Source organism: Quatrionicoccus australiensis, from assembly GCF_020510525.1.
In the GTDB taxonomy this organism is placed as follows: Bacteria; Pseudomonadota; Gammaproteobacteria; order Burkholderiales; family Rhodocyclaceae; genus Azonexus; species Azonexus australiensis_B.
Window position 1 is genome coordinate 2,016,670 of record NZ_CP075188.1, and the last position, 26,282, is coordinate 2,042,951.

The following is a 26,282-nucleotide window of genomic DNA, read 5'->3' on the forward strand; positions in this document are numbered from 1 at the left end:
TCGATGTATCAAAGCCCCTGCGGACGCCATGACGACACTCAATTTCAAACACTTGCGCTATTTCTGGATGGTTGCCAAAACCGGCAGCATTGCCCGTGCCGGCGAACAACTGCACCTGACGCCGCAGTCGATCAGCGGTCAGCTCGGGGAGTTCGAGGACAGCCTCGGCACCAAGCTTTTCCGGCGCGCCGGACGCGGGTTGGAACTGACCGAAGCGGGGCGGCGCATCCTCGGCCATGCCGAAGAGATTTTCGCCATCGGCGACGAGTTGCTCGATGCGGTACACGAGCAAAAAACGACGAAAACGCTGCCCTTCAACATCGGGATCGCCGATTCGGTGTCGAAGTCGGTCGCCTGTCGCCTGCTCGAGCCGGCGCTGCATGTCGAGGAACCAGTGCGGCTGATCTGTCGGGAAGGGCGTTTGTCGTCCTTGCTGGCCGATCTGGCGGTGCATCGTCTGGACATGCTGATTGCCGATCGCGCCATGCCGACCAAGCTGAATGTGCGTGGCTACAGCCATCTGCTCGGTGAATGCGGCCTGACCGTGTTTGCCGCGCCGGCGCTGGCCGCCCGCTTGACTGGCGAGTTTCCGGCCTTGCTCAACAACGCACCTTTCCTGCTGCCCGGCGAGGATGTCGCGGTGCGGCCGCGGCTGCTGCAATGGCTGGACAAGCACAATCTGCGGCCGCTCATCGTCGGCGAGTTTGACGACAGCGCGCTGATCAAGGCCTTTGGCCAGGCCGGCGCCGGCCTGTTTGTCGCACCGACGGCGATTGCCGAACAGGTGTGCCGGCAATACAACGTGGTCGAGGTCGGGCGCATCGATGCAGTGGTCGAGCAGCTCTATGCGATCACCACCGAACGCCGGCTGACGCATCCGGCCATCGTCGCGGTCAGCGAAGCGGCCAAGCGGCAGGTGTTCGGCAAGCCGGCCTGATCTGCGGCTGAAAAAGGTCCCTGAACCGGCGTCGACCGCCTGGGCCCAAGCCGCAACCCGCTGATGGAACGACCAAGCAGAGACTAAGCCGGCAAACGATGGCGACTTAGTCTCTGCTTGTCCCCTTGTCTGGGGAGGGAGCCTGATCAGGCCTTGTTGCCCGGCGTCCACTTCCAGTTGCGGATTTCCGGCAGGTCTTCGCCGTATTGCGCGATGTACTGCTTGTGCTCGATCAGCTTGTCGCGGATCGCCTGCTTGGCGTAGGCGGCACGCGGGCCTAGCTGGGGCACGCGGTCGATGACGTCGGCGACCAGGTGGAAGCGGTCGAGGTCGTTCATGACCACCATGTCGAACGGCGTCGAGGTCGTGCCTTCTTCCTTGTAGCCGCGCACGTGCAGGTTCTTGTGGTTGGTGCGCGGGTAGGTCAGGCGGTGGATCAGCCACGGGTAGCCGTGGTAGGCGAAGATGATCGGCTTGTCGCGCGTGAACAGCACGTCGAAATCCTTGTCGGACAGGCCGTGCGGGTGTTCGCCGGGCGGCGGCAGGGTCATCAGGTCGACGACGTTGATGACGCGGATTTTCAGCTCGGGGAAGTGGGTGTTGAGCAGTTCGACGGCGGCCAGGGTTTCCAGGGTCGGCACGTCGCCGGCGCAGGCCATCACGACGTCCGGCTCGTCGCCCTTGTCGTTGCTCGCCCATTCCCAGATGCCGATGCCGGCCGTGCAGTGCTTGATCGCCGCGTCCATGTCCAGCCATTGCGGCGCCGGCTGCTTGCCGGCGACGATCACATTGACGTAGTTGCGGCTGCGCAGGCAGTGGTCGGTGACGCTGAGCAGGGTATTGGCGTCGGGCGGCAGATAGACGCGGATGACTTCCGATTTCTTGTTGATGACGTGGTCGATGAAGCCCGGATCCTGGTGGCTGAAACCGTTGTGGTCCTGGCGCCAGACGTGCGACGAGAGCAGGTAGTTGAGCGAGGCGATCGGCGCCCGCCAGGGAATGCCGTTGCACACCTTGAGCCACTTGGCGTGCTGGTTGAACATCGAGTCGATGATGTGGATGAAGGCTTCGTAGCACGAGAAGAAGCCGTGCCGGCCGGTCAGCAGGTAGCCTTCGAGCCAGCCTTCGCACTGGTGCTCGCTCAACATTTCCATGACCCGGCCGTCCGGTGCGACGTGGTCGTCGCTGGCGAGAATTTCCGCCGTCGAGCAGCGCTTGGTGACTTCGAACAGTGCGCCCCAGCGGTTGGAGGCGGTTTCGTCGGGGCTGAAGACGCGGAAGTTGGCCGGGTTGTGCTGCATTACGTGGCGCAGGAAAACGCCCTGGGCGCGTGTCGATTCGGCATCCACCGCACCCGGTGCGGAAACGGCGACGGCGAACTCGCGAAAATCCGGCAAACGCAGGTCACGCAGCAGCAGGCCGCCGTTGGTATGCGGATTGGCACTCATCCGGCGCTGGCCCTTGGGCGCCAGTTCGGCGATTTCCGATAGCAGGCGGCCGCCGGCGTCGAACAGTTCTTCCGGCCGGTAGCTCAGCATCCAGCTTTCGAGCAGCGCGACGTGGCCGGGCTGGCTCATGTCGTTCATCGGCACCTGGTGCGAGCGGAAAGTGCCTTCGGCCGGCTTGCCGTCGACCATCTTCGGACCGGTCCACCCTTTCGGCGAGCGCAAAATGATCATCGGCCAGGCCGGGCGCACCGTGAAGCCATTCAGGCGGGCCTCGCTCTGGTAGCGCTTGATCTCGGCAATGGCGCGTGCCAGCGTGGCGGCCATTTTCTGGTGCATCTCGTCCGGGTCGTCGCCCTCGACGAAGTAGGGCGTGTAGCCGTAGCCGCGGAACAGCGCCTCTAGTTCGGCATGCGGAATGCGCGCGAGCACGGTCGGGCCGGCGATCTTGTAGCCGTTGAGGTGCAGGATGGGCAGCACGGCGCCATCATGCACCGGGTTGAGGAACTTGTTCGAATGCCAGCTGGTGGCCATCGGCCCGGTTTCCGCCTCGCCGTCGCCGACGACGCAGGCGACGATCAGGTCCGGGTTGTCGAAGGCGGCACCATAGGCATGCGACAGCGCGTAGCCGAGTTCGCCGCCTTCATGGATCGAGCCCGGCGTTTCCGGCGAGACGTGGCTGGGAATGCCGCCCGGAAAGGAAAATTGCTTGAACAGGCGCTGCATGCCGTCGGCGTCCTGCGCGATGTCGGGGTAGACCTCGCTGTAGGTGCCTTCGAGCCAGGTGTTGGCAACGATGCCGGGGCCGCCGTGACCGGGGCCGGTGATGTAGATGACGTCGAGGTCCTGTTCCTTGATCAGCCGGTTCAGATGCACGTAAATGAAATTGAGGCCGGGCGTCGTGCCCCAGTGGCCGAGCAGGCGCGGCTTGACGTGTTCGAGGCGGAGCGGCTCGCGCAGCAGCGGGTTGGCGTAGAGATAGATCTGGCCGACCGAGAGGTAATTGGCGGCACGCCACCAGGCGTGCATCTTGTGCAGCAAATCGGGGCTGAGCGGGGCGTCGACCGTTGCGGAATCGGAATGGGTCATGGGGCGGGTACTCCAGGGGTGAGCGGTCGGCATTTTTCGCTGATGGCGGCGAGCAGGTCGGTCCAGGATTTGACGAAGGAGAGCGCCCCGTCGCGTTGCAGACGGGTTGCCAGTGCGGCGATATCGATGCCGGCCAGGGCGAAATCGGCGAGGACGCCTTCGGCATCGCCACCGTCCTCGGGCATGACGCCGTTCAGTTCGCCGTGGTCAGCGAAGGCGAGCAGCGTCTTTTCCGGCAGGGTGTTGATCGTGCCCGGTGCGGCCAGGGCTTCGACGTAGAGCGTGTCGCGCATCTGCGGATCCTTGGTGCCGGTACTGGCCCAGAGCAGGCGCTGCGGCAGGGCGCCGGCGGCGGCAAATTTCTTCCAGGCGGAATAGCCCTGGCGCTGGCAGGCCGCCTTGTAAATGCGGCGGGCAATCGCGATGCCGAGCTGGTTGCCCAGGTTCGCCGGCACCTGGCCGGCGACGGCGACATCCCAGCGGCTGATGAAGATCGAGGCGACCGAAACGACCCTGGGGTCGAGGCCGGCCTCGATGCGGCGCTGGATGCCGCGCCAGTAGGCGTCGGCGGCGGCGATGTACTGCTCGCGGGAGAAGAGCAGGGTGACATTGACCGGCACACCGGCAAAGATCGCTTCCTCGATCGCCTTGACCCCGGCCGGTGTGCCGGGAATCTTGATCAGCAGGTTGGGGCAGGCAGCCTGCGCGTGCAGGCGTTTCGCTTCCGCCAACGTGGCGGCAGCATCGTCGGCGAGCAGCGGCGAGACTTCGAGCGAAACCCAGCCGTCGAGACCGCCGCTGGCAGCGTGCAGCGGCTGGAAGATGGCGGCGGCGCGGGTCAGGTCTTCGATTGCCAGCTCGAAAAACAGCGCCTCGCCGGTCTTGCCTGCCGCCGACTTTTGCCGGATCGCCGCATCGTAGGCGGTGCCGCGCCCGATCGCCTGTTCGAAAATGCTCGGGTTGGAGGTCAGGCCCGTGACCGACAACTCGTCGCAATAGCGCTGCAGCGTACCGCTGTCGAGCAGATCGCGTGAAATGTTGTCGAGCCAGAGGCTCTGGCCGAGGGCGTGCAATTGCTGGCTGGCGTTCATTGGTCGTTCTTCCTGTTGTGGGGCGGCGGCAATCGGCCGGGAATGATGATTTCTACCGCATGTTCGCGGCTGTCATCAAGCAGCTTGAGCAAAAGACCTTCCTGCACGACGCCGTTCACGCTGAGACTGGCCGGAATGCTGCCGTCGGTGGGCAGCTACCCGGTCTCGGCAGAGAGTTTTGTTGCCATGATGAAATTCAATTAATACATTAAATCATGAAATTGAATTTCAATTCTAATGTGAAACATCATGAAAAATGCGCGCAAAACGCACGCGACGATGGTTTGATCTTTACCCGGTTTTTTGTACTAGACGACTGGTCTAATTCATGGCAGACTGCCGTCCCATGAACCTACGTCACGACAACACGCGTCAGCACATCATCGATATCGGTTACGGGATCATCGCCGGCAAGGGCTTTTCCAGCGTCGGCCTGAACGAGATCCTGAAGACGGCGGGTGTGCCGAAAGGCTCCTTCTATCATTACTTCGAATCCAAGGAACAATACGGCCAGGCCTTGCTCGAGGACTATTTCGCCAATTACCTGGTCGGCATCGACGAGTTGCTGCAAGCCGAAGCGGCGTCCGGCCATGAGCGCCTGATGCGCTACTGGCAACGTTGGCTGGACAAGCAATGCGCTGCCGCCTGTTCCGATCAGAAGTGCCTGGTCGTCAAACTCAGTGCCGAAGTGGCTGATCTCTCCGACGCCATGCGCATTACCTTGCGTGATGGCACCGATCAGGTGGTTGCCCGCATCGCCGCATTGATCGAAGCCGGGGTTGCCGATGGCTCGCTGCCGCCGCTGGCGCCGCAAGCGACGGCACAAATGCTTTACCAGCTCTGGCTGGGCGCCAGCCTGCTGGGCAAGCTGCATCGCAACAGCGAAGCGCTGAGCAATGCCATGCAGTTCACGCAAACCCTGTTTTCCCGCTAAGCCGCAACCGCCCAGGCGGTCGACCTCCGGGAAAATGCCTTTTCAAATCTTAGACGACCGGTCTAATTACTGATTTTCTGAATACCCTCGCCAAGGAGAATTACCCATGACTACCCTGTTCGACCCCATCCAGATCGGCGACATCGCCCTCGCCAACCGCATCGTCATGGCACCGCTGACGCGCAACCGCGCCATCGCCGGCAATGTCGCCGGGCCGCTGACCGTCGAGTATTACCGCCAGCGCGCCACGGCCGGCCTGATCATCGCCGAAGCCAGCCAGATCAGCCCGATTGCCCAGGGTTACCTCGACACCCCGGGCATCTACAACGCCGAGCAGGTCGCCGGCTGGCGCCAGGTCACCGATGCCGTGCATGCAGCGGGCGGCAAGATCGTGCTGCAACTCTGGCACGTCGGCCGTATCTCGCACACCTCGCTGCTGCCGGACGGCGCCGCACCGGTGTCCTCGACCGACAAGGTGGCGAATGCCTCGACCTATACCAAGGACGGCTTCGTTCCCGTATCCACGCCGCGCGCCCTGCGTGACGACGAAATCCCGGGGCTGATCGAGGATTACCGCGTTGCTGCACGCAACGCCATCGATGCCGGCTTCGATGGCGTCGAGATCCACGCTGCCAACACCTACCTGATCGAGCAGTTCCTGCGCGACAGCGTCAATGAGCGCAGCGGCCCGTACGGCGGCAGCATCGCCAACCGTGCCCGCCTGCTGCTCGAAGTCGTCGCGGCGATCAGCAAGGAAATCGGCGCCGGCCGCACCGGTGTCCGCCTGAGCCCGATGACCACCTTCACGGCACCGCTCGACAGCGATCCGCAGGCGCTCTACGGCTATGTCGTCGAGCAGTTGGCGCCGTTCGGCCTGGCCTACCTGCATGTGATCGAAGGCGAAACCGGCGGCACGCGCACGCCCGAAGGCAAGACTTTCGACTACGAAGCGCTGCACCGCGCCTTCCCGGGCGCCTGGATGCTCAACAACGGCTATTCGCGCCAGCTCGCCATCGACAATGTCGCCAGCGGCAAGGCCGATCTGGTCGCCTTTGGCCGGCCCTTCATCAGCACGCCGGACCTCGTGCGTCGCCTGCGCGAAGACAAGCCGTTCAACGAACTGCGTGCCGACAAGCTTTATGGCGGTGGTGCCGAGGGTTACATCGATTACCCGACGCTCGTTGCCTGATTTCTGATCTGACTGCTGATTCACCCCGTGCCCCGACCGGTCAACTGCCGGCCGGGGCCGTTTTTCCCGGAAATTTCATGTCCGAATACCGTCGCTGGCTGCCTGCGCTCGCCCTGATCGTTCTCTCCCTGACCTGGGGTTACACCTGGGTGCTCGCCAAGCAAGGTCTGGCCTATGCGCCGCCCTTTGCCTTTGCTGCCGAACGCTGTGTTGGCGCGGCGCTGGCGTTGCTCATCGCGGTCAAGCTGAGCGGCCGCCGCTTGAGTCTGGTCGCGCCGCGCCAGACCATCGCCATCGGCCTGGCGCAGGTCGCCGGCTTCATGATTTTCCAGACCTGGGCGCTGGTCGAAGGCGGCCCCGGCAAGACGGCGGTACTCATCTTCACCATGCCGATCTGGACGCTGCTGCTCGCCTGGCCCATCCTCGGCGAACGCGTGCGCGGCAAGCAATGGCTGGCTGCAGCGAGCACGCTGGGCGGCCTGCTGCTGATCATCGAACCCTGGGACATGCACGCCAGCCTGTTCAGCAAGTTCCTCGGCCTGATGGCGGCATTGTGCTGGGCGACCGGTACCATCCTGATCAAGCGCCTGCGCGGCAAGACCCCGGTCGATTTGCTGACCCTGACCATGTGGCAAATGATCTTCGGCGCCGTGCCGCTGGTACTGCTGGCTTTTATCGTTCCCGAGCGGTCGACCGACTGGAGTGGCAGTTATCTCGGCATCCTTGCCTTCATGTCGATTGCCAGCACCGCGATGTGCTGGTGGCTGTGGATCTACATCCTTGATCGCGTGCCGGCCTGGGAAGCCAGCCTGTCCGTGCTCGGCACGCCGGTCGTCGCCATCCTGTCGTCGCGCCTGATTTTCGGCGAAGCCTTCAAGAGCACCGAGATTGCCGGCATCCTGTTGATCGGCAGCGGTCTCGCGCTACTTTCCCTGCTCGGCTGGGCCGCGAGCAGGCGCAATCCGGCCAGGATCATTGAGGAAAAAACATGAATACGCTGGTGAAACCGAAACTGGCCATGCTCGATCTCGTCACCGTCCGCGAAAACGGCACGGTGGGCGAGGCGCTGAACATCGCCCGCGCTACCGCCCGCCATGTCGAGAATCTCGGTTTCACGCGCTACTGGCTGGCCGAACACCACAACATGCCCGGCATCGCCAGTTCGGCCACAGCGGTGCTGGTCGGCCACATTGCCGGGGCGACCAGCCGCATCCGCGTCGGTTCGGGCGGCATCATGCTGCCCAATCACGCGCCGCTGGTCGTTGCCGAAGCCTTCGGCACGCTGGCCGAACTCTATCCGGGGCGCATCGATCTCGGCCTTGGCCGGGCGCCGGGCACCGATCAGCAAACCATGCGTGCCTTGCGTCGCGACCGCATCGAGACCGAAGCCGACTTTCCGCGTGAAGTCGCCGAACTGCAGCGCCTGCTCGGGCCGCGCCAGCCGGAGCAGCAAGAGGGTCGGCCGGGATTCATGTGAAATCCTCGAAATACCCTGCTAACCATCGGATTTAGTGTAAAAAAATCTGGTGTCGACTATTTCGACTGATGACGCCAACCGGCCTTGTGGCTCAACAGTGGTGGATCAAACAACGTACCGCATACCACGTTGAATAAGTGATTCGAGTTCATTAACCCGCCACAGAATTCTGGCTCAGTCGCGATGGTCATACCCGTCATTCGCGGGAGAATCCACGACATGAACGGACTGTCTGGATCAAGGCATGCTTGGATTTCGTCTTGGCTGACCAGTTGAAGCTTGTCGCCTCCTCCGCATGGGTCTGGACTTTCGGTGAAGTAATCCAGGTCGATATCGAGGATAACCGAATCGTGCTCTTGCCCTGAAATCGCCTCGGTTAGTTGCTCCCTGGAGTCATAGCAGCGGACCAGATGCTTCCGCCCTTCAATATCCACGAAATCCTCCGGGCATTCCTCACGTTGCTTTTGCACGACGTGGATGTCGCCAATCAGGTTGAGGTATGCCGCAGCCAGGATGTGGCCGTCGTTTAAGGCATGTAACTTATCCCAGCAAAAGTAACCGACAGCCTTGTAGTCGGCCGTATCAAGTGTGCTAAGCCACTCGCATTCGAGGTCGCAGGGTTGAGTAAGATCTTGATGCCAATCCAGTGAAATCAGTGTTGGCGGATTGGGCTGCTCAGCTTGTTTGTTGCGCCACTTGAGCCAATAGAAGAAAGCGAAACGATGATCCTGAACAATCGCTACTTCGATTGCACGCCTCTTATCGATCGGATGTGCGACGATGTCGTAGTAGGTTCCAGGTGGCCGAATGTACTCGTTGGACTCCATGTATCCCTCTGTTTTCTGGTTCGCTGATAAGCATGGTAGAGTTGAGACCATGTAACCAGATACTCATCCGCTTGGGTGGCTGGCAAATAGCATCCTGGTTGGCTCAAAATAGCCGTAGGATGCTGACCTCCCCTCATTACTTTTCCGTGTCAAAGAGCGTTTCTTGGTTCTCGGCGCTTCCTTTGCGCTGTCCGCTGCTTTTCGTTGCCGATATCTGATTTACGGTGAGCTTTTGCAGGATTTGTTCCTGGCTGGCCAACACAGCCTTCGCTGCCGTCAATTCAGTCTCTAGGCGGAGCCCCGCTTGATTCGCATCCTGTAATTTTCCTGTGCTGCTTTGGTTTTCCACGACCAGTTCATCAATGTGTGCGGCACTCTGGGCCAGGCGCTCTTCCAGCTGTTGATTCTTCAGTTCGGAAACAGCCAGATGTTCCCGGGCTATACGTAACGGACGAATCTCAGATTCCAAACGATGTACCTCGCTACGAAGATGGGTCTGCTCGCTGGAAAGACGGGCATTATCCTGATGGCTGTGGATGAGTTCCTGCTGTTTCGCGTTCACCGTTTCCTTGGCTGCACGCAGTTCGCCCTGCAAGAATTGAATCTGCTGCTCGAATTGCCGCTGGTCCTGCTCCCGTTGTTCCTTCGCCGCAGTGCGGAAATGCTCCAGTGCTTCTCTGGCATGCTGGTGCTTTTCTTCCAGCGACACCCGGTGCGCTTCTTCCTTCGTCAATTGCCCTTCCATGTCCTGGATACGCTGCGTCATTTGCGCCCGAGCGATCCGTTCATCCTGAAGGTTCGCCAGAGTGTCGGCATGGGCTGCTTTCTCTGTAGCCAACTCGATAGTCTGGCGCTCAGACTGCCCACGGAACGATTCGCTTTCGGTACGTAATGCAGCTATAGCATCATTCAGCATCGCAATTTCCGCCTTGTGCTTGTCGGTCAGTACCGCCATGCGCTGATCAGCTTCCTCATACAGGCGTTCGGCGAGTCTAGCGGCCAAGTCCTGAATGGCATCACTAACCGCAACCTGCGTACCGGGACTCCCACCTTCCTCTTCCTCGATTTCCTTCAGATAGCGGTGGATCGTGCCTTTCGAGCCGGTATTCCCCAGTTCGCCACGTATGGCATCGATCGACGGGTATCTCCCCATCGCTAATAGGTTATCTCGCGCTCTCACCACTTCTGACTTGTAGATTCCGGCTCTGGCCATGGCACCCTCGAATTTCGTATCGTATTACGTAATACGATATTACATACCAAATCAACAAAATTCAAGGCTTTAAAAGTCGCAGTTATAAGACGTGATAATGGTTGATTATTTGTTGTGATGGCTGGCAAAGGGGAAAACCAATCTAGGAATGGTACGAAATCGACGGTTGGCTTCCTTGCAATTTGCGTCCCAAGGGCTTTCATGAATCCATGAATTGGAATGCGACTTACTTTTATTTACAATCTTGGTCTGTTGTTCTAACCAAACTGCAAGCCAGCAACCGATGGATCTTTCCTAGGCAGCCAGCCAGTATCGCTAAAACGCCTTCGGAGAGTCTCCATGATGTATTGCTTATCGAGAAGTTCATTTTCTCCCACCCCGCTCGTGCTGGCGATTGCCGCAGCATATGCTTGCGTTCCGGCTGTCTATGCCAAGGAAGGCGACCCTGATAAAACCTTGGCTACCATTCAGGTGATCGGTAGCGAAGAAAATCTGTCGACCCTGGGTGGAGCCGGCCAGATTCTGGGCAAGAAGGAACTGGAGGATTCTCACGTTTTCACCGTGAATGAAGCCTTGCGCAAAGTTCCCGGTGTTCATGCCCGCGATGAAGAGGGTTTCGGTTTGCGCCCCAATATTGCCATGCGTGGCCTGAACCCGACGCGTTCAACCAAGATCACCCTGCTCGAAGATGGCTTGCCGCTGGCGTACGCGCCTTATGGTGACAATGCCAGCTACTACCATCCGATGGTGGATCGTTACGAGCGGATCGAAGTTCTGAAGGGGGCAAGTTCCTTGCTGTTCGGCCCGCAAACTGTTGGTGGCGTCGTGAACTACATTACGCCGGCACCGCGCCAGAGCTTTGGGGGTTATGTCCAGGGTGTCGTCGGCAACCGCGACTACTTCAACGGCAAGGTGAATGTGGGTGGCGGCGGTTTCACGCTGGATTACGGGCACAAGGAAGGCGACGGTGCCCGGGACAACATGAATCACAAGCTGGACGACCTCAATATCAAGTATGGCGCCATGTTGAGCGAGCGGCATGCGATCACCGTGCGCGGGAACTTCTACAAGGAAGATTCGATGCTGACCTATTCCGGCTTGACCCAGGCCGAGTTCGACCGCTTGGGGGCACGCTACAATCCGTTCAAGAATGATCGGTTTGAAGCGGAACGGGTCGGGCTTTCCGCGACCCATGATTTCCTGATCGACGACAAGTCAACCCTGACGACGAGCGTCTATTACTCGAAGTTCGATCGCGATTGGTGGCGTCAGGCCAGCAACAGTCAGGATGCACAGTGCGCCGCATTGAATCCTTCCCGCCTGGCCGGCGTTACGATCAACCCCGATACCTGCAACTCCGTCCAGGGCCGTCTGCGCAGTTACGAAACCTGGGGTATCGAACCGCGTTTGACCGTGGCGCATGGCCTGGGTGAATTCCAGGCGGGGGTTCGCGCTCATTTCGAGGAGCAGAATCGCATACAGATCAACGGCACCAGCCCGACAGCGCGTACCGGTACCGTGGCCGAGAATAATCTTCGCCAGACCAGCGCCTACTCCGGCTTCGTTGCCAATCGTTTCGACATTGGCCAGTTCAGCGTGACGCCGATTGCCCGTTATGAATCGATCAAAGCCGAACGGACCAATCGGCTGACCGGTCAGAGCGGTGAAACCAGCGTTCATGCCTTCACGCCGGGGGTTGGCGCGACCTGGAACCCGATGCCGACCTTGACTGTCTTCACCAGCCTGCACAAGGGTTTTGCGCCTCCACGCGTCGAGGATCTGATTGGCGGCACGGGTACCGTGGTGGATGTGGATTACGAAAAATCGCTGAATTTTGAATTCGGTGTTCGCGCTCAGCCGCTGCAAGGCGTTTCCGTTCAGGCGGCCTATTTCCGCAACGATTACGACAACCTGATTGCCGTTGGCTCAATTGCCGGTGGCAGCACGCCGCTTTCCCAGGGCAAGGCCTTGTTCGAAGGGCTTGAATTGGCGGCCAATGCCGAACTCTCCAATGGCGTATTTGGTCGCATGGCCTACACGTGGTTGCCGACCGCAGAACAAACTGAGGCTTTCCGCAATGTTGCCAGCGGCGCAATCGTTGGTGTCCAGGGCAATCGCCAGGCATATGCACCCGAACATACGCTGACGGCCGCTATCGGCTATGGCGTAGGCCCTTTCAGGGGCGAAATCGAAGCCCAGTATGTCGGTAGTCAGTACTCCGATTTTGCCAATACGCTCGCGCCGACAGCTGACGGGCAAAAGGGCGAAATTGCGGCTTACACCGTGTGGAATACGGCGCTCAACTATCGCTTCGACAAGGCACTGTCGGCGTTTGTCACCGGGAAGAACCTGTTCGACAAGACCTACATCGTCGATCGCACCCGAGGCATTCAGGTAGGCATGCCACGCCTGCTTCAGGTCGGGGTCAAGTACGCTTTCTGATTAGCGTTGATCACTCGTGCATGAAGGGGCTGGCTGATGTCAGCCCCTTTTGTTTTCAGACGTCCGCCTCGACCAGCCCGCCGTCCTTTTCCATCCAGGCCCGGCGGCCGGCTGCTTCGCCCTTGCCCATGAGCAGCGTGAAGGTGGCAGTCATCTGTTTGATCGTCTCGCGGTCGGCCTGGAAGGGCACGAGGCGGCGGGTGTCAGGGCACAGCGTGGTTTCCCAGAGCTGGTCGGGATTCATTTCGCCGAGGCCCTTGAAGCGGGAGACGGTGATCTTGTTTTCCGAGACGCCTTCGTCGCGCAACTTGACTAGGGTCTGTTCCCTCATCAGGAAGTCGTCTACCTCGCTGTGACCTGCCCGGCGTTTCGCTTCCGGGTAACCCGACCCGAGTGCTCCACCGGCACGATGATCAACAATGGGAGTAGGGGGGAGTTGCCTCCGCCGTACGGAAATCGAATCTGCATAAATATTGAGCAGAACCACTTCCCAGACCCTCATCAATCGCTAGTCAATGACAATTGGGATACCCGTCGCAGGAGCATAAAATATGCTGGTTCGCTATTTCAGGGATTGAAACAGCTCTTTCATGTGCTTGAACTCACCACCAACCCGATCAAGGGAGAATTGATACATCAATGAGTTCTCTGCGAATTTCTGGCGCTCAACATCCATTTCCACAGTATTTCCGTCATCCGCAGCCTGAGAGGGAACATGATATTTCAGACTTACGGGTGGCGATTGCCAAGAAGAATTGCCCTTGAAATGCCCCAGTGAGGAGACGTTTAACGGAAGAGGAGCAGATTGATCGCCGCCAGCGGCCTCGGCAATATTAATATCCACCGCGTTGTAGCCAGGGGTATCTGCGTTGGCGATGTTGGATGCAAGAATTTGCTGCCTATAGGCCCTGATTCCAAGCATAAGTCGATGCCCTCGGGTACGCCTTCGAGCAGGATATTCAGACTGTCCTTCAGTAAGATCCAGGTGCGTGGCAAAACCCACCCTCCCAATGCTTTGACTGCTTAGCGTGCTTTATTTTCCGCTTTCTGAGGCGACCCCTTTCCTGACAATTTGCGTACGAATGTTTTCAAAAAAGTAACGCAGGGGTCAGCGTCTTGTTGGTATCGGAATCCTAAGATGGCATCACGGTTGGACGAGATGAGTCCGACACGATTAACCCGATGTCACAAGGAGAGAACCATGAAAACGAAATTTTCCAAACTTGCCCTGATTGCTGCGATTGGCCTCGCTGCTGCCGGAACGAGCTACGCTCACGAAGACTATTCCGAAGCCGGCACCTACCATTGGCTGAGCCACGTTTCAGAAAGCAAGAGCGCGCCGACGGCAAATCAACAGGCTTCGTTTGGCTACGCCGCCACGAAAAATGCCGACCGCGAAATCACCCTAGCCAGCGGAAGCAAGTATCTGAACGTGACGCGCCTGGAAACCGTCAAGATCAATGTCGGTGGCAAGAGCGTCGTCTGGACCTTCGATACGCTCGGTACCGCACCGTTTCCGCTCTCCAAGATCGTACCAGGCGCTGATGGTATCACCGTCTATGTAACCGAGAACCCTTCCTACCAAGGCAATTGATCAGTCTGACCGATGAGTGACTGAATTGTCACTCATCGGTTGGCAAATTGTCAGGATCAACAACCTAATATTCACAGTGCAGTACAACTTCTTGAGGAGATTAAAAATGTTGAAGAAAATGCTTGCAATCGTGGCCCTGAGCTCACTGGGTTTTTCCGCCTACGCCGTTGATGCATCTCAAGTTGAGAAATCCATCGAACTGAAAGATGGCTCGACGGTTTATATCTTCAAAGACGGAAAGATGGCCATGGAAGATAAACTTGGCCGCACGGTCCGCATGAAGAAGGATACCGTGATGGAAACCAAAGATGGCCAGAAAATCTTGATGCACGGTGATGAGGTTATGCGCCTCGAGAATATTCTCCGCCCAGCGAGTAGTCGCGGTTAAGACTATTCTGCCGCAGTCACGGCTCCTTCGGGAGCCGTTATCAATTTGAAGTACCGCTCAAGCAGTACCTCCAATTCCCAACTCCAGTGGTCGTGATCTCGAGATTGGCCTTGCTCATACAGTATCGGCGCAATCTGCCGAAAGACCGCATAGATTGCCGGATCGAAATGCTGTCCCACTTCCTTTTTCATGATGGTCAGCGTCTCTTCTAATGACAGGGCTGGCTTATACGGGCGAACAGACGTCAATGCATCGAATACATCGACCAGAGTAAAGATTCTCGCAGCAAGCGGGATCGCCTCTCCGGCAAGTTCATCCGGATAACCTTTTCCATCGAAGCGTTCGTGATGATGTCGGATGATTTTCTCGGCACCGGCCAGCCAGTGATTGCCGGCGACGATCTCGATGCCCAGCAAGGAATGCGTCTGCATAATCTGGAATTCTTCGCTGGTCAGCCTTCCCGGTTTCAGCAGAATCTGGTCCGGGATACCAATTTTTCCAACATCGTGCAGAAAGGCGCCCAGTACCAGTTCGGTAATGGTGTCTTTGCCAACGCCCAATGCTTCGGCAAGAGTGACCGCGTAACAGGTTACCCTGTAGTTATGGGAATCGGTATCAGCGTCGCGCTTTGCAATGGCGTTACCAAGTGATCGCAACAACGAGAGATTGGCTTCCAGCAGCCGAGACGACAATGCCACCGTTCGGCTCAGCAATCCCGACATCAATGGGTAAAGCAACATGGCCGCCATGAATACCGATATAGAGGCCGTCAAGGCAGCCCAGCGAATCTGCTGTTTTCTCTCTTGTAGCGCCGACCGGGACACCAGGCTGACTCCCTCGACATAGCCTGCAAGACGACCGTCATTGGCGGTTATAGGCAGAATGACCTGGACCAGTTCTTCTCCTGCCACGGGGATTCGCTTGCTATGGCTATTGGGCGGGATTGGCCATGGATGACGCTGCTGTCGGGCAACCTCTTTCAATGCTTCGGGTAGTGGTCGCCAGACATCAAACAGCATCTCGGCATTGGGTGCAAAAACTCGAATCCCGACAAACTCATCGGTCAGCAACTGAGCTATCGCGGAATGGCCATCACCTTTCTCTCCGCTGACCGTCATCTGCATGGCGGGCGACTCGAAATGCCTGACCCCCGCTATGGCGCGCTCAAGGGTGCGCTGTTCTACGCGATACGATTCGACCCAGTAGGCAAGACCTCCCGCGAGACTGCCAACCAGAAGCGCACCGATACCGAGGCGCCGCGCCAACATGCGGCGCAATTGCCGGGGGGTTTCAGGAAGCGCCAAGGTTCTCATCTTAAATTCTGCAGCAATTCCATGAAGTGTTTGAAATGCCCGCTGACGCGATCCAGGGAAAACTGGTACATCAGCGAATTTTCCGAGAATTTCTGTCGCTCGGTATCCATTTCCACCGTATTGCCATCGGCAGCAGTTTGATACGGTACATGGTACTTCAGGGGGAATGGTGGTGCCTGCACTCCCCCTGACAGATGGCTAGTAGCGGTGGTTGCCAATGGCAGCGATCCCGATGCACCTTTGACGATTTCGGCGGCTTCTTCGATGTCAATATCGACGGCCTTGTAGCCAGGCGTATCGGCGTTGGCGATGTTCGAGGCCAGAAGCTGCTGCCGATAGACACGGACCCCCAGCATTTTCTGCTGAAAATCATGGCCGGCATGACCCCCTTGCCCGACTGAGAAGTGGTTCGGATGGGCAGATGCCGTGTTGGATGCCATTCCGGGAAATTGTCCGCCATGAGCACCGTGGCCGGCACCGGGGGTGTTGGCTTTTTGGGCAATCGCCTGATTTAATGCTTCGGAGAACACTCCGTTGTCAATGTTGCCCGGCGCTCCTCCATGCCCCTCATGTCCACCTTGAACCGAAGGTAACGGAGTGTTGGCGGACGGGGGAATGGATGGGAGTCCCGCCATGGCAGCGATTACTCGTTCATGATCAGGATGGCCTTCACCGGATCGATCTGGCCGCCGTCATGCCATTTCAGATCGCTGGCCGCCACGGCCGGCTCTGCAAGGCATCCATGATTGCATTCGACAATCCAGCGTTTCTGAAGCACTGTTCGACAATAGTTGTAGGTCAGCATCTTCGGGTCACTGCCGACCGCAAGCGCAAGCGTGCGACATACACATCGATCGCCGTGCTCTGCCGGCTTGCGGATATCCATGGCTGAAATACCGAGGCCCCGATTTCGGGGCCTTTGCGGGACGGTTACTTGCCATCTCGCGGATGGTAGTGCTTGCTCTGATCCTTGGCCGCCTTGGGTTTCTCGGCTTTGGCATCTGGCATGCTTTGCGGCATGCCGGTTTTTTCCTGGACATGGGAATGCGGCTTGGCAGCAGCCTTGTCAGCCTGTCCTTCGGCGGCTTTCGGGGCACCTGCCTTGTCATCGGCATAAGCGGCACCAGACATGGCGGCACCGGCGAAAAGAACGGCGGCGATGAGGGAAGAGATTTTCATGATCTTGACTCCTGAGTTTTGGGGATTTCAACGGTCCGAATCGAGTGGACAGATACAGTTTGTGCTTCTGTCACTGTCAACAAGGTGACTTGTCGATTACATTGTTCTCAGGAAGCATGGCCAAATACGGATTCACCAAAAGCACGATTGCGTCGGCAAGCGCATCGCGCAATTGCCGTTCGCAACACCCCATCAAAATTCCGTCCTCCAGCGCATCCTGGGCCATCTGGCGAAGTTCATCCAGGTTCTCATTGAGCACCTTGATTTTTTCCGTACAGGCAATGGCCTTGCCGGAAGAATCTTGCCAGCGCACCGACCCCGACGAACTCATCATCGAGTTCACTTTGTCGAATGTTGGGCCAGCGCCTGCAAAACCCGGTGCTGGTATTCCAAACTATCGAGGGTGTATGTCTTCCAATACTCGATGGAGGAATAGCCGACAGCAGCCCACCATGCCCTGCTTTGCCCTGAATCATCCAGAGAAAGCAATGAGGTTCGCTCAATGAGTTCCTTGAGCGGAAAAAACTGCGTGGAAACCATCTTTTCCAAACAGTCGAGATTCACGCGAAGTAACTGGGAAAGCAAATCCAAATGGAAGTCGGGGGATGTGTTGAAAATTGCGAACGAATTGGGTACGGACATGATTTTCTCCCTGTGGCACGATCAAGGCCCATTGCCTCACGAGGAGAAGTTTGCCTGTTGGTAGCTGTCGCGCCCATAACGGGAGCATTACAACCCGGTCACTATTCCGTCAGCTTGTTGCCGTGCTGCTCACAGAGAGCGATTATTTCTTGAGTCTGGGCGCTTAGCCCCTGAAAGACTTGTTGCCTCCGCCTCTCAAATTCTGCTGCAGAAACCTGCCACTGAGAGTCATGGGGGCCGTTCAGTTCGGCAGCGACAATCCGACGCACATAAGCCAGCGCGGATGCCTTGCCTTGCGTCAGTCGCAACAGATCTGCCCTTGCCGCATCGAAGGCATCGCGATGATGGTCTCTCAGACCGGTGGTGAGCACCACAAGAATGGCAACGGCATCCTCAAACGGTCGCATTGAATTGTCTTCTTTGGACAATTTCCCCCCTGATAGTGCTTTGTTCGAACCATCCGCTATTGGATGCCAACCTTCCGCTGCTCAGCCCGCACATAGGCGGTGATATGGGCGACGTCGTCTGGCGTCACACCTTTCACGGGGGCCATGTCACCAAACTTCCAGTGATGGGCCCGCACACCGTTGGCCACGGCCAACTGGAAGGCCGCATCTGCATGATGTGACGGCTCGTAGATCTTGTGCAGCAAGGGCGGTCCCTTTTCCGATCCCTTCAAGTCGCCGCCATGACAGCCCGCACAGTGATTGGCGAACAGCGCCTTGCCCATGACGGGATTGGGCATTAGGCCGGGGCCAGGTTTGGGAATGCTCCAGCCTTGAGCCAGGGCAAGGCTGGGCAGCAGCACAAGAAGCGATGCAGGAATCCAAAACAAACGCTTGCGCCTCATTGCTCCATCCCCTGTTTCATTCGCCACTGCTTGACCAAGGCGTAGATGGCGGGGATGACCGCGAGCGTCAGCACCGTCGATGAAATCATCCCTCCAACCATCGGCGCCGCAATACGACTCATGACTTCGGAACCGGTGCCGGTACCCCACATGATGGGCAGCAGGCCGGCCATGATGGCGACGACGGTCATCATCTTCGGCCGTACCCGTTCGACGGCGCCTTCCATGATGGCCTCGTAGAGATCATGCAGCGTTGGCGCCTGGTTTTCAGTGCGGCGCTTGGCCTTTAGTTCTTCCCAAGCATGATCGAGGTAAATCAACATGATGACCCCGGTTTCCGCCGCAACCCCGGCAAGGGCGATGAAGCCGACGGCGACGGCGACGGACAGGTTGTAACCGAGCAACCACATCAACCAGACCCCGCCGACCAGCGCGAAGGGCACCGACAGCATGACGATTAGGGTTTCGGTCAGTCGCTTGAAATTCAGGTAAAGCAGCAAGAAGATGATCAACAGCGTCACCGGGACGACGATCTTCATTTTCTCGATCGCACGCTCCATGGATTCGAACTGGCCGCTCCAGGTCGCGTAGTAACCCGGTGGGAATTTGACGTTTTCTGCCACTGCCTTCTTGGCATCCGCGACATAGCCACCGATGTCGCGTTCGCGAATGTCCACGAAGATATAAGCGGAAAGCAACGCGTTTTCAGTCCGGATGCCGGGCGTTCCCTTGGCCACCTCGACGCGGGCCAATTGGCCGAGCGGAATCATTGCCCCCTCCATGGTCGGCACCAGCACCTCACGGGCAATCTGCTGCGGATCGGAACGAAGTTCACGCGGATAGCGCACGGTGACGCCAAACCGTTCGCGCCCCTCGACGGTCGTGGTGACCATCTCGCCGCCCAAGGCCTGGCCGATGACATCCTGCAAATCGCCGACCGCCAACCCGTAGCGGGCCAACTGCGTGCGGTCCGGTTCAATGTTCAAGTAAAAACCGCCGGTAATCCGTTCCGCGAAAGCCGAGGTTGTCCCCGGAACCGTCTTGACGACCGTCTCGATTTCACGGGCCAGCCGCTCCATCTCGTTGAGATCCTTGCCGAACACCTTGATCCCGATCGGCGTCCGGATGCCAGTCGAAAGCATATCGATACGCGCCTTGATCGGCATCGTCCAGGCATTCGAGACACCGGGGAACTGCAGTGCCTTGTCCATTTCAGCGATCAGCTTGTCGGTCGTCATGCCCGGGCGCCACTCGGATTCCGGCTTCAGGTTGATCACCGTCTCGAACATTTCCGTCGGCGCTGGGTCCGTTGCCGTGTTGGCACGTCCTGCCTTGCCATAAACCGAGGAGACTTCCGGGAAACTCTTGATGATTTTGTTTTGGGTCTGCAACAGTTCCGCTGCTTTGGTGATCGACATTCCGGGCAAGGAGGCCGGCATGTAGAACAACGTGCCTTCATTCAGCGTCGGCATGAACTCGGAACCCAGTTTGCTGGCCGGGTAAATCGAGACCACCAGAGCAAGCAGCGCAGCAACAATGGTGGTCTTTTTCCATTGCATGACGCCGGCGATGATCGGACGATAAGCCCAGATCAGGAAACGATTCACCGGGTTCTTCGATTCCGGCATGATTTTGCCGCGAATGAACAGCATCATCAGCACCGGCACCAAGGTCACCGAAAGCAAAGCCGCGCCCGCCATCGAGAAGGTCTTGGTGTAGGCCAAGGGCGAGAACAGACGTCCTTCCTGGGATTCCAGCGTAAAGACGGGCAGGAAGGAAACGGTGATGATGAGCAGCGAGAAGAACAGCGCGGGGCCGACCTCTTTGCAGGCCGCAATCATTGCCTCGATGCGATCCCCGTGGGTATGGTCCTCCGGCAAACGCTCGATGTGCTTATGGGCGTTTTCAATCATCACGATGGCCGCATCGATCATCGCCCCGATGGCGATGGCGATACCGCCCAGGCTCATCAGGTTCGAGTTCATCCCCAGCAATCGCATGGAAATGAAGGCAATCAGCACCCCGACCGGCAGCATCAGGATGGCCACCAAGGCACTGCGCATGTGCATCAGGAAGACGACGCAGACCAGCGCGACAATGAGACTTTCTTCCGCCAAGGTGCGCGTCAAAGTATCGATCGCACGGTGAATCAATTCCGAACGGTCATAGACCGTCTGGATCGTCACGCCCTCCGGCAGGCCGGCAGAAATCTCGCCGATCTTTTCCTTCAGGTTATGGATGACTTCCAGCGCGTTCTGCCCGTAGCGCGCCATGGCGATACCGGATACCACTTCGCCTTCACCATTCAATTCGGTGAGGCCACGCCGTTCGTCCGGCGCCAGTTCGACGCGGGCAATGTCACGGACCAGGACGGGCGTTCCCCCTTGTGACTTGACCACCAGGTTTTCAATATCAACCGTGCCCCGCAGATAGCCCTTGCCACGTACCATGTATTCAGTTTCCGCCATCTCGACGACACGACCACCGACATCGCGGTTCGACTCCCGAATGACTTTTGAAACCGCCGCCAGCGGAATGCCATAGGCGCGCAATTTCACCGGATCAACCGTGACCTGGTAGGTCTGGACAAAGCCGCCAATCGAAGCCACTTCGGCGACGCCATGCGCCTTGGTCAGTTGGTAGCGCAGATACCAGTCCTGCAGCGTGCGCAGTTCTGCCAGCGTCTTGTCCTTGGCGAGTAGCGCGTATTGATAGACCCAGCCCACGCCCGTGGCGTCCGGGCCGATCTGCGGCGTGACGCCCTTGGGCATGCGGCCAGCAGCAAAGTTAAGATATTCGAGTACCCGGGACCGCGCCCAATAAATATCCGTACCGTCTTCAAAGATGATGTAGACGAAAGAGGCTCCGAAGAATGAGAAGCCGCGCACGACCTTGGACTTCGGTACCGACAACATGGCCGTTGTCAGCGGATAGGTCACCTGATCCTCAACTACTTGCGGTGCCTGCCCGGGATATTCGGTGTAGACAATGACCTGTACGTCTGAGAGATCAGGCAAGGCGTCGAGCGGCGTTTTCATGACCGCAACGACACCGCCGACAATGACGAAAAGTGTAGCCAGGAGGACGAGGAAGCGGTTGCGTCCCGACCATTCGATGATTTTGGCGAGCATGGTATCCCCTGTCAGTGGCCTGCGTGGGGATTGGCCGCCACTTTGCCAGCCATCGGTTTGATGCTGGTGACGACCCATTCACCGGGTTTGCGCTCGACAAACTCGAAGGCCACCGTCGCACCCGGTTTGAGTCCGCTCAACAGCGCCGGCGTCGCGACCTGGAACTCCATGGTCATGCCCGGCCATTTGAGGCTGGCGACCGGCCCGTGATTGAGCGTCAGCAGACCTGCCTTGGTGTCGAAACCCTCCACCGTGCCCTCGGCCTGATGCCCAACAGCTGCCGACTTGGCTGACTCCGGCTTCGGTTGGCTGCCATGGCTGGCATGGCCGAAACCGCCGACCGCCGCCTTCAGGTTACTTTCGGCGTCAATCAGGAAGTTGGCGGCAACCACCACGGGCTCGCCATCCTTGATCCCTTCGAGCACCTCAACATGGTTGTCACTGCGTTGCCCCAATTTAACCTCGCGTGGCTCGAAACGGCCTTCCTTGGCCTGGACCAGCACGATGCGGCGGGTGCCGCTGTCAATCACGGCCGAGGTCGGTACGGTGACGACCTCTCCTTTGGCCCCGACCGGCAACTCGACCTGGGCGAACATGGCCGGTTTCAGCAACTGACTGGGATTGGGCAGTTCGACTCGCACGGGTACCGTCCGCGTCTCGGCCTTCAGGGTCGGATAGACGTAGGTGATCGTCCCTTCGAACACTTTGTCCGGGTAGGCATTGATCCTGACCTTGGCTTTGGCACCGGTCTTGACCTGACCGATGTCCTGCTCGAAGACGTCAGCCACCACCCAGACCGCCGACAGGTCGGCCACCTGATAAAGCGCCTCGCCCGGCATGAAACGCATGCCCTGCAGGGCTTTCTTTTCGGTGACAATGCCGGCGACCGGTGAGCGGAAAGTCAGCGTGCGCCGTGCTTCGCCGGATTTGGCCAGCGCCTTGACCTGCTCCTCCGAAATATCCCAGTTCTTCAGACGCAACAGGCTTGAATCGGCCAGTTGCTTCATGCCGTCCCGCGCTTGGCCGCCGGCTTCCTTCAGCGACTCGACGCCTTGGGCGGCAATCGCGTATTCGCGCTGGGCGGAAACCAGTTCCGGGCTATACACCTCAAACAGCGGCTGCCCCTTGCTGACCGGCTGGCCCGTGACATTGACGTGCAGGCGTTCGACGTAGCCCTCGAACTTGGGGGAAATCGCGTAGATGCGACGCTCGTCCGGCTCGATCCGACCTGCGGCGCGGACCACCTTGTCAAGGACGCGCAATTGGGCGACTTCGGTCCTCACACCCAGTTTCTGCACCTTCTCGGTGCTGATCTTGATCTGGTTGGCCGATGCCGGCTCCTCATCCTGCTCTCCCTCATAGACCGCGATGTAATCCATCCCCATCGGGTCTTTCTTGGGCACCGGCGAGGTGTCGGGCAACCCCATCGGATTACGGTAGAAAAGCAGTTTTTTCTCTTTCTTGGCCGGCTCGGCCGGAGCGCTGGCGACCGGCACAGCATCGCCATGGGAAGCGCCGCCACGTCCGCCCAGCCAGTAACCACTCCCGGCTGCCACGGCAACGGCAATAACGCCGATGGTCAGTCCTGCACCCTTGTTCATAGATCTTCCCCTAAAAGACGTTCGATTTCGGCCAGACGCATCTGGGCGTCGACTTGGGCCTTAAGCTGGTTTTGTCTGGCCTGCCGGATTTGGCGCTGGGCATCGAGCAAGGTGGCGAAATCGACCTTGCCAGTCTCGTAGCCGGCCAGTGCCGCCTTGAAGGTCAGTTCGGCCTGTGGCAGTAGGCTGTTGGTCAGCAGGTTTTCCGTGCGACGGGCGGCTTCGATGCCGGCCAGAGCCTCGGCCAGTTCGGCAGAGACTTGGTTGGTGGTGGCTTCCTTGCGCGAGCGCGCGGCATTGAGCATGGATTCCGATTCCCGCTCCTGTGCCCGCCGCGAAGACTGTTGCAGTGGGATATTCAGTTCGACCATCAACTCCCATTCCTTGATGGCGCTCTGGTACTGGATGGGGGAGACCCCCAGCGTAAAGTCGGGATAGCGGTTTTTGTAGGTCAGGTCGCGGGATTTCTCGGCGGCTTTGATTTTCGATTCATCGGCGAACAGTTGTGGGTTGCGGGTTCGCACGCGCTCTTCCAGCGTGGCGTAATCCAGCGCCACGGGAGCCGGCAGTTTGCGCAACTGCGCTGGTTCCTGCAAGGACGCATTGCTTGGGCGGGCCAGCAAGGCGTTCAGCCGGGCATGCAGGTGGTGCTGTTCGGTCTCCAGCGCAATCAATTCGTTGCGCATGTTGGTCTGCTCGACCTGGGCGCGGATGACATCCTGCTGCGCCGCCAGGCCGCCGGCGTAGCGCACCTGGGCGACTTTCTCCAGGCGGGTCATCAGGTCGAGAATTTCCCGAGTCAGTTGTTCGTTGCGGTGCACGTAATAAAGTTGGGCGAAATTGACTTTGATCCGCCCGGCCACATCGGCCCAGGTGCCCAGCGCACGACCCTTGGCGCCGTCGGCCTCAAGCTCTGCAATCTCGCGTTTCAGGTCGCGCTTGCCGAACCAGGGAATATCCTGCATCAGCAGGTAACGTGTGCTGCCGACGCGACTCGGGGACAAGGTTGCGTTCTGCTCGCCAAATCGGGTGATGTCGCGCAACTCGGTACGAAACTTCGGGTCGGGCAAGGCACCGGCTGGCGTCACCCGCTCGCCCGACGCTTCGGCCTCGGCCTGCATCGCGGCGTACTCCGGATTGCGCGTTTTGGCGTAATTGATCAGGCTGTCGACGTTTGCGCCAAGGGCGCTCTCTTGGGCAAGCACGGGCGTCCCAAAGGCGGCGGCAAGCGCCAGGATCAAAACGGGTAACGGCCTGAGTCGGCGCATGCGACCTCCCTGAAAATATTTGTTTTTATGAAGCATGCTGACAGCGAGAGGTAGAACGGTCTCGCCGTCAGTTAATGATGTTATTTGGCTGGCTCGAAATGGACGACGGTAATGGCACCATTGACGTTGTCGGCCATGAAGCGAATCTTATCGCCGCTCTTCATCTGGTCCAACCAGGCGGCATTGGATACCTTGAAGACCATGGTCATCGCCGGCATGTTCAGGTTGGTCAGCGGACCATGCGACAAGGTCACCTTGCCGGCGGCCTTGTCCACTTTCTTGACCTGACCATCGACCATTTGCATTTCAGCGGACGCGGCGGCCGGTGCAGCCATGGCATGGCCGGCATGGTCGCCTGCAGCCTGGACCGAAACGGTGCCAAGGGAGGCAAAGGCAATCAGGGAGGCGGTGATGAGTGTTTTCATGGGTTTCTCCTGTTGGGATCAATGTTTTGCAAAAATGCTGGTTTCACCGCCGGACTGGACCAGCAGCGTGTTGTAGGGAACGGGTTTCGAACTTTCCATGCCTGGCGAACCGGGGGGCATCGAGGGCACCGCGATGCCGAGGGCTTTCGGTTTTTCCTTGAGCAGACGCTGGATGTCGGCAACCGGCACATGGCCTTCGACCACATAGCCGGCCACCTTGGCGGTGTGGCAGGAGCCCAGGCGATCGGGCATCCCCAATTGTTTGCGGGCCGCCGTGACATCCATGACGTTGTGCGAGCGGACCTCGAAGCCCGCATTTTTCAGATGATCGACCCACTTGCCGCAGCAACCGCAATTCGGGCTCTTGTAAACATCCACCGTTTCGCCGGCCGCCACGGCAGTGGAAAGGCCGGTGCCGAGGACGGCGCTCAAAGCAAGAACAAGAATGGGGTTACGCATGGCGAAGATCCTGTGTCAGTCGAGTGGCGTCAGTATGGATAGCAGACGCCAACAATTTGCTGTCCGCCTGATTACATTTTTGTAATCTTCATGGGGTTAATGTTTGTGCGATCCGTGGTCATGGCTGTGCGCTTTTTTGCCCTTGGCCACCGGTTTTTCCTCGACCGGGGCTACTGGTGCCTCTTCGTGGCCTCCATGCCCCTGCTCGTGGCCTTCCAGTCCGCCATGGGAATGACCATCACTGGCTGCCACCAGTTGCTCGTAGGCGGTCGCCGACAGCAAAGGTATCTTTTGCAGGAAGGCCGTCAGGTCCCAAATGGCCTCATCCTCCATGCCGCCCTTCGACCAGGCCGGCATACCGGAAGCCTTGATTCCGTGCTTGATGATCCAGAAATCGCGGGCAGCGTCACGTGACGATTGCGCCGCCGGTTTTTCGGAAAGATTGGGGGGAGTCGGATACAACCCCTTGCGAATCTCCGAATCTGGCGCTTCCGGAGACAAATGGCAATTGACGCACATTGCAGCATAGTTGCCGGCCCCGCGTCGCACGCGCTCGGGATCGGCAAGATCAGCCGGGATCTGGATTTCACCCGTACGGCTGGCAATGGCCCTTTCGCGGGCAAACGTCAGCGCCTGGTAGGTGAATGAACTGTGGGGGGTGTCGGCACCGACATCGACGACGCCGGCCACGACGACGATCCCAGCCGTTGCCGCGCCCAAGCCGATGGTAGCCAGAGCGCCCAAGAGTAGTTTGTTCATGATAAATCTCCTGCGATATGGGTGTGATT

28 protein-coding genes and 1 pseudogene are annotated in these 26,282 nt (G+C 58.8%); 8 read left to right on the forward strand and 21 right to left on the reverse strand.

Annotated features, from left to right (window positions below):
• The first annotated feature begins 28 nt into the window (after positions 1–28).
• Positions 29–937, forward strand: a complete 909-nt coding sequence (gene nhaR, locus KI612_RS09715; RefSeq protein WP_226443986.1) for a transcriptional activator NhaR — start codon at positions 29–31, stop codon at positions 935–937.
• A gap of 146 nt (positions 938–1,083) precedes the next feature.
• Here nhaR and KI612_RS09720 read toward each other — a convergent pair whose 3' ends face one another.
• The 3 genes from KI612_RS09720 to KI612_RS19845 are packed head-to-tail and all read right to left on the reverse strand — an operon-like array spanning position 1,084 to position 4,681.
• A complete protein-coding gene (locus tag KI612_RS09720) occupies positions 1,084–3,471 on the reverse strand; it encodes a phosphoketolase family protein (RefSeq protein ID WP_226443988.1) in 2,388 nt (795 codons plus the stop codon).
• A complete protein-coding gene (gene tal, locus KI612_RS09725) occupies positions 3,468–4,562 on the reverse strand; it encodes a transaldolase (RefSeq protein ID WP_226443990.1) in 1,095 nt (364 codons plus the stop codon). Before tal ends, KI612_RS09720 begins: the two co-directional genes overlap by 4 nt.
• A complete protein-coding gene (locus KI612_RS19845; protein WP_264180858.1) occupies positions 4,559–4,681 on the reverse strand; it encodes a hypothetical protein in 123 nt (40 codons plus the stop codon). The genes tal and KI612_RS19845 overlap by 4 nt, the downstream gene beginning before the upstream one ends.
• A 227-nt stretch (positions 4,682–4,908) precedes the next feature.
• Between KI612_RS19845 and KI612_RS09730 the strand changes: the two genes are divergently transcribed.
• From KI612_RS09730 to KI612_RS09745, 4 genes are all read left to right on the forward strand, one after another.
• On the forward strand, positions 4,909–5,496 hold the full coding sequence (locus KI612_RS09730; protein WP_226443992.1) for a TetR/AcrR family transcriptional regulator: 588 nt from the start codon (positions 4,909–4,911) through the stop codon (positions 5,494–5,496).
• A gap of 106 nt (positions 5,497–5,602) precedes the next feature.
• Positions 5,603–6,685: an alkene reductase gene (locus KI612_RS09735; RefSeq protein ID WP_226443994.1), complete on the forward strand. Its 1,083-nt coding sequence runs from the start codon at positions 5,603–5,605 to the stop codon at positions 6,683–6,685.
• Between the two features lie 77 nt (positions 6,686–6,762).
• On the forward strand, positions 6,763–7,677 hold the full coding sequence (locus KI612_RS09740) for a DMT family transporter (RefSeq protein ID WP_226443996.1): 915 nt from the start codon (positions 6,763–6,765) through the stop codon (positions 7,675–7,677).
• Positions 7,674–8,162: an MsnO8 family LLM class oxidoreductase gene (locus KI612_RS09745; protein ID WP_404818088.1), complete on the forward strand. Its 489-nt coding sequence runs from the start codon at positions 7,674–7,676 to the stop codon at positions 8,160–8,162. The genes KI612_RS09740 and KI612_RS09745 overlap by 4 nt, the downstream gene beginning before the upstream one ends.
• A 56-nt stretch (positions 8,163–8,218) precedes the next feature.
• Here the strand turns inward: KI612_RS09745 and KI612_RS09750 are convergent, their stop codons facing one another.
• Together KI612_RS09750 and KI612_RS09755 are read right to left on the reverse strand one after the other, a co-directional pair.
• Positions 8,219–8,989, reverse strand: coding sequence for a UPF0489 family protein (locus tag KI612_RS09750; protein WP_226443998.1), 771 nt, complete (start codon positions 8,987–8,989; stop codon positions 8,219–8,221).
• Positions 8,990–9,125: 136 nt separating this feature from the next.
• A complete protein-coding gene (locus KI612_RS09755; RefSeq protein WP_226444000.1) occupies positions 9,126–10,202 on the reverse strand; it encodes a DNA-binding protein in 1,077 nt (358 codons plus the stop codon).
• A gap of 456 nt (positions 10,203–10,658) precedes the next feature.
• Between KI612_RS09755 and KI612_RS09760 the strand changes: the two genes are divergently transcribed.
• Entirely contained in the window at positions 10,659–12,644 is a 1,986-nt protein-coding gene (locus KI612_RS09760) for a TonB-dependent receptor family protein (protein WP_226444002.1), read from the forward strand.
• Positions 12,645–12,699: 55 nt separating this feature from the next.
• On the opposite strand, the pseudogene KI612_RS09765 reads toward KI612_RS09760, so the two are convergent.
• Positions 12,700–12,918: pseudogene (locus KI612_RS09765) on the reverse strand (DNA topoisomerase IV subunit B); the annotation flags it as partial.
• A gap of 288 nt (positions 12,919–13,206) precedes the next feature.
• A complete protein-coding gene (gene flgB / locus KI612_RS09770) occupies positions 13,207–13,566 on the reverse strand; it encodes a flagellar basal body rod protein FlgB (RefSeq protein WP_226444004.1) in 360 nt (119 codons plus the stop codon).
• 279 nt (positions 13,567–13,845) lie between these two features.
• On the opposite strand from flgB (KI612_RS09770), the gene KI612_RS09775 reads away from it, so the two are divergent.
• Positions 13,846–14,238, forward strand: a complete 393-nt coding sequence (locus KI612_RS09775; protein WP_226444013.1) for a CzcE family metal-binding protein — start codon at positions 13,846–13,848, stop codon at positions 14,236–14,238.
• A gap of 106 nt (positions 14,239–14,344) precedes the next feature.
• Positions 14,345–14,626, forward strand: a complete 282-nt coding sequence (gene copK / locus KI612_RS09780) for a periplasmic Cu(I)/Cu(II)-binding protein CopK (protein ID WP_226444016.1) — start codon at positions 14,345–14,347, stop codon at positions 14,624–14,626.
• Between the two features lie 2 nt (positions 14,627–14,628).
• Here the strand turns inward: copK and KI612_RS09785 are convergent, their stop codons facing one another.
• From KI612_RS09785 to KI612_RS09850, 14 genes are all read right to left on the reverse strand, one after another.
• Positions 14,629–15,939 (reverse strand): HD-GYP domain-containing protein, encoded by a 1,311-nt coding sequence (locus KI612_RS09785; RefSeq protein ID WP_226444018.1) that lies wholly within the window; start codon positions 15,937–15,939, stop codon positions 14,629–14,631.
• Positions 15,936–16,469 (reverse strand): flagellar basal body rod protein FlgB, encoded by a 534-nt coding sequence (gene flgB / locus KI612_RS09790; RefSeq protein WP_226444020.1) that lies wholly within the window; start codon positions 16,467–16,469, stop codon positions 15,936–15,938. Before flgB (KI612_RS09790) ends, KI612_RS09785 begins: the two co-directional genes overlap by 4 nt.
• Before the next feature lie 113 nt (positions 16,470–16,582).
• Positions 16,583–16,825 carry a hypothetical protein gene (locus KI612_RS09795; RefSeq protein ID WP_014237662.1) on the reverse strand — a complete coding sequence of 81 codons (243 nt, stop codon included), beginning with the start codon at positions 16,823–16,825 and terminating at the stop codon, positions 16,583–16,585.
• A 44-nt stretch (positions 16,826–16,869) separates the two neighbouring features.
• Positions 16,870–17,118 carry a hypothetical protein gene (locus KI612_RS09800; protein ID WP_226444022.1) on the reverse strand — a complete coding sequence of 83 codons (249 nt, stop codon included), beginning with the start codon at positions 17,116–17,118 and terminating at the stop codon, positions 16,870–16,872.
• 76 nt (positions 17,119–17,194) lie between these two features.
• Positions 17,195–17,452, reverse strand: a complete 258-nt coding sequence (locus KI612_RS09805; protein ID WP_226444024.1) for a hypothetical protein — start codon at positions 17,450–17,452, stop codon at positions 17,195–17,197.
• A gap of 5 nt (positions 17,453–17,457) precedes the next feature.
• Positions 17,458–17,760 (reverse strand): hypothetical protein, encoded by a 303-nt coding sequence (locus KI612_RS09810; protein WP_226444026.1) that lies wholly within the window; start codon positions 17,758–17,760, stop codon positions 17,458–17,460.
• 101 nt (positions 17,761–17,861) lie between these two features.
• Positions 17,862–18,188, reverse strand: a complete 327-nt coding sequence (locus KI612_RS09815; protein ID WP_157870639.1) for a hypothetical protein — start codon at positions 18,186–18,188, stop codon at positions 17,862–17,864.
• A 35-nt stretch (positions 18,189–18,223) separates the two neighbouring features.
• Positions 18,224–18,610 (reverse strand): c-type cytochrome, encoded by a 387-nt coding sequence (locus KI612_RS09820; protein WP_014237665.1) that lies wholly within the window; start codon positions 18,608–18,610, stop codon positions 18,224–18,226.
• Positions 18,607–21,741 (reverse strand): efflux RND transporter permease subunit, encoded by a 3,135-nt coding sequence (locus KI612_RS09825; RefSeq protein WP_014237666.1) that lies wholly within the window; start codon positions 21,739–21,741, stop codon positions 18,607–18,609. Before KI612_RS09825 ends, KI612_RS09820 begins: the two co-directional genes overlap by 4 nt.
• A gap of 11 nt (positions 21,742–21,752) precedes the next feature.
• Positions 21,753–23,342: an efflux RND transporter periplasmic adaptor subunit gene (locus tag KI612_RS09830; RefSeq protein WP_014237667.1), complete on the reverse strand. Its 1,590-nt coding sequence runs from the start codon at positions 23,340–23,342 to the stop codon at positions 21,753–21,755.
• Complete coding sequence (locus KI612_RS09835; protein ID WP_014237668.1) at positions 23,339–24,610, reverse strand: TolC family protein; 1,272 nt, start codon at positions 24,608–24,610, stop codon at positions 23,339–23,341. The genes KI612_RS09830 and KI612_RS09835 overlap by 4 nt, the downstream gene beginning before the upstream one ends.
• Before the next feature lie 80 nt (positions 24,611–24,690).
• Positions 24,691–25,035 carry a copper-binding protein gene (locus tag KI612_RS09840; protein WP_226444028.1) on the reverse strand — a complete coding sequence of 115 codons (345 nt, stop codon included), beginning with the start codon at positions 25,033–25,035 and terminating at the stop codon, positions 24,691–24,693.
• 18 nt (positions 25,036–25,053) lie between these two features.
• Positions 25,054–25,494, reverse strand: a complete 441-nt coding sequence (locus KI612_RS09845; protein WP_226444030.1) for a DUF411 domain-containing protein — start codon at positions 25,492–25,494, stop codon at positions 25,054–25,056.
• 96 nt (positions 25,495–25,590) lie between these two features.
• Positions 25,591–26,253: a c-type cytochrome gene (locus KI612_RS09850; RefSeq protein WP_014237671.1), complete on the reverse strand. Its 663-nt coding sequence runs from the start codon at positions 26,251–26,253 to the stop codon at positions 25,591–25,593.
• Positions 26,254–26,282 lie beyond the last annotated feature (29 nt).

What these genes read in the sequence shown, in the direction of transcription:
- flgB (WP_226444004.1), bottom strand. Translation starts at nt 13,566, where the DNA reads ATGCTTGGAATCAGGGCCTATAGGCAGCAAATTCTTGCATCCAACATC.
- KI612_RS09820 (WP_014237665.1), bottom strand. Translation starts at nt 18,610, where the DNA reads ATGAGGCGCAAGCGTTTGTTTTGGATTCCTGCATCGCTTCTTGTGCTG.
- KI612_RS09850 (WP_014237671.1), bottom strand. Translation starts at nt 26,253, where the DNA reads ATGAACAAACTACTCTTGGGCGCTCTGGCTACCATCGGCTTGGGCGCG.
- KI612_RS09730 (WP_226443992.1), top strand. Translation starts at nt 4,909, where the DNA reads ATGAACCTACGTCACGACAACACGCGTCAGCACATCATCGATATCGGT.
- KI612_RS09720 (WP_226443988.1), bottom strand. Translation starts at nt 3,471, where the DNA reads ATGACCCATTCCGATTCCGCAACGGTCGACGCCCCGCTCAGCCCCGAT.
- KI612_RS09775 (WP_226444013.1), top strand. Translation starts at nt 13,846, where the DNA reads ATGAAAACGAAATTTTCCAAACTTGCCCTGATTGCTGCGATTGGCCTC.
- KI612_RS09800 (WP_226444022.1), bottom strand. Translation starts at nt 17,118, where the DNA reads ATGAAAATCTCTTCCCTCATCGCCGCCGTTCTTTTCGCCGGTGCCGCC.
- KI612_RS09750 (WP_226443998.1), bottom strand. Translation starts at nt 8,989, where the DNA reads ATGGAGTCCAACGAGTACATTCGGCCACCTGGAACCTACTACGACATC.
- KI612_RS09755 (WP_226444000.1), bottom strand. Translation starts at nt 10,202, where the DNA reads ATGGCCAGAGCCGGAATCTACAAGTCAGAAGTGGTGAGAGCGCGAGAT.
- KI612_RS09735 (WP_226443994.1), top strand. Translation starts at nt 5,603, where the DNA reads ATGACTACCCTGTTCGACCCCATCCAGATCGGCGACATCGCCCTCGCC.
- KI612_RS09740 (WP_226443996.1), top strand. Translation starts at nt 6,763, where the DNA reads ATGTCCGAATACCGTCGCTGGCTGCCTGCGCTCGCCCTGATCGTTCTC.
- KI612_RS09825 (WP_014237666.1), bottom strand. Translation starts at nt 21,741, where the DNA reads ATGCTCGCCAAAATCATCGAATGGTCGGGACGCAACCGCTTCCTCGTC.
- KI612_RS09845 (WP_226444030.1), bottom strand. Translation starts at nt 25,494, where the DNA reads ATGCGTAACCCCATTCTTGTTCTTGCTTTGAGCGCCGTCCTCGGCACC.
- KI612_RS09835 (WP_014237668.1), bottom strand. Translation starts at nt 24,610, where the DNA reads ATGCGCCGACTCAGGCCGTTACCCGTTTTGATCCTGGCGCTTGCCGCC.
- KI612_RS09830 (WP_014237667.1), bottom strand. Translation starts at nt 23,342, where the DNA reads ATGAACAAGGGTGCAGGACTGACCATCGGCGTTATTGCCGTTGCCGTG.
- nhaR (WP_226443986.1), top strand. Translation starts at nt 29, where the DNA reads ATGACGACACTCAATTTCAAACACTTGCGCTATTTCTGGATGGTTGCC.
- KI612_RS09810 (WP_226444026.1), bottom strand. Translation starts at nt 17,760, where the DNA reads ATGTCCGTACCCAATTCGTTCGCAATTTTCAACACATCCCCCGACTTC.
- KI612_RS09805 (WP_226444024.1), bottom strand. Translation starts at nt 17,452, where the DNA reads ATGATGAGTTCGTCGGGGTCGGTGCGCTGGCAAGATTCTTCCGGCAAG.
- KI612_RS09785 (WP_226444018.1), bottom strand. Translation starts at nt 15,939, where the DNA reads ATGAGAACCTTGGCGCTTCCTGAAACCCCCCGGCAATTGCGCCGCATG.
- KI612_RS09795 (WP_014237662.1), bottom strand. Translation starts at nt 16,825, where the DNA reads ATGGATATCCGCAAGCCGGCAGAGCACGGCGATCGATGTGTATGTCGC.
- copK (WP_226444016.1), top strand. Translation starts at nt 14,345, where the DNA reads ATGTTGAAGAAAATGCTTGCAATCGTGGCCCTGAGCTCACTGGGTTTT.
- tal (WP_226443990.1), bottom strand. Translation starts at nt 4,562, where the DNA reads ATGAACGCCAGCCAGCAATTGCACGCCCTCGGCCAGAGCCTCTGGCTC.
- KI612_RS09745 (WP_404818088.1), top strand. Translation starts at nt 7,674, where the DNA reads ATGAATACGCTGGTGAAACCGAAACTGGCCATGCTCGATCTCGTCACC.
- KI612_RS09840 (WP_226444028.1), bottom strand. Translation starts at nt 25,035, where the DNA reads ATGAAAACACTCATCACCGCCTCCCTGATTGCCTTTGCCTCCCTTGGC.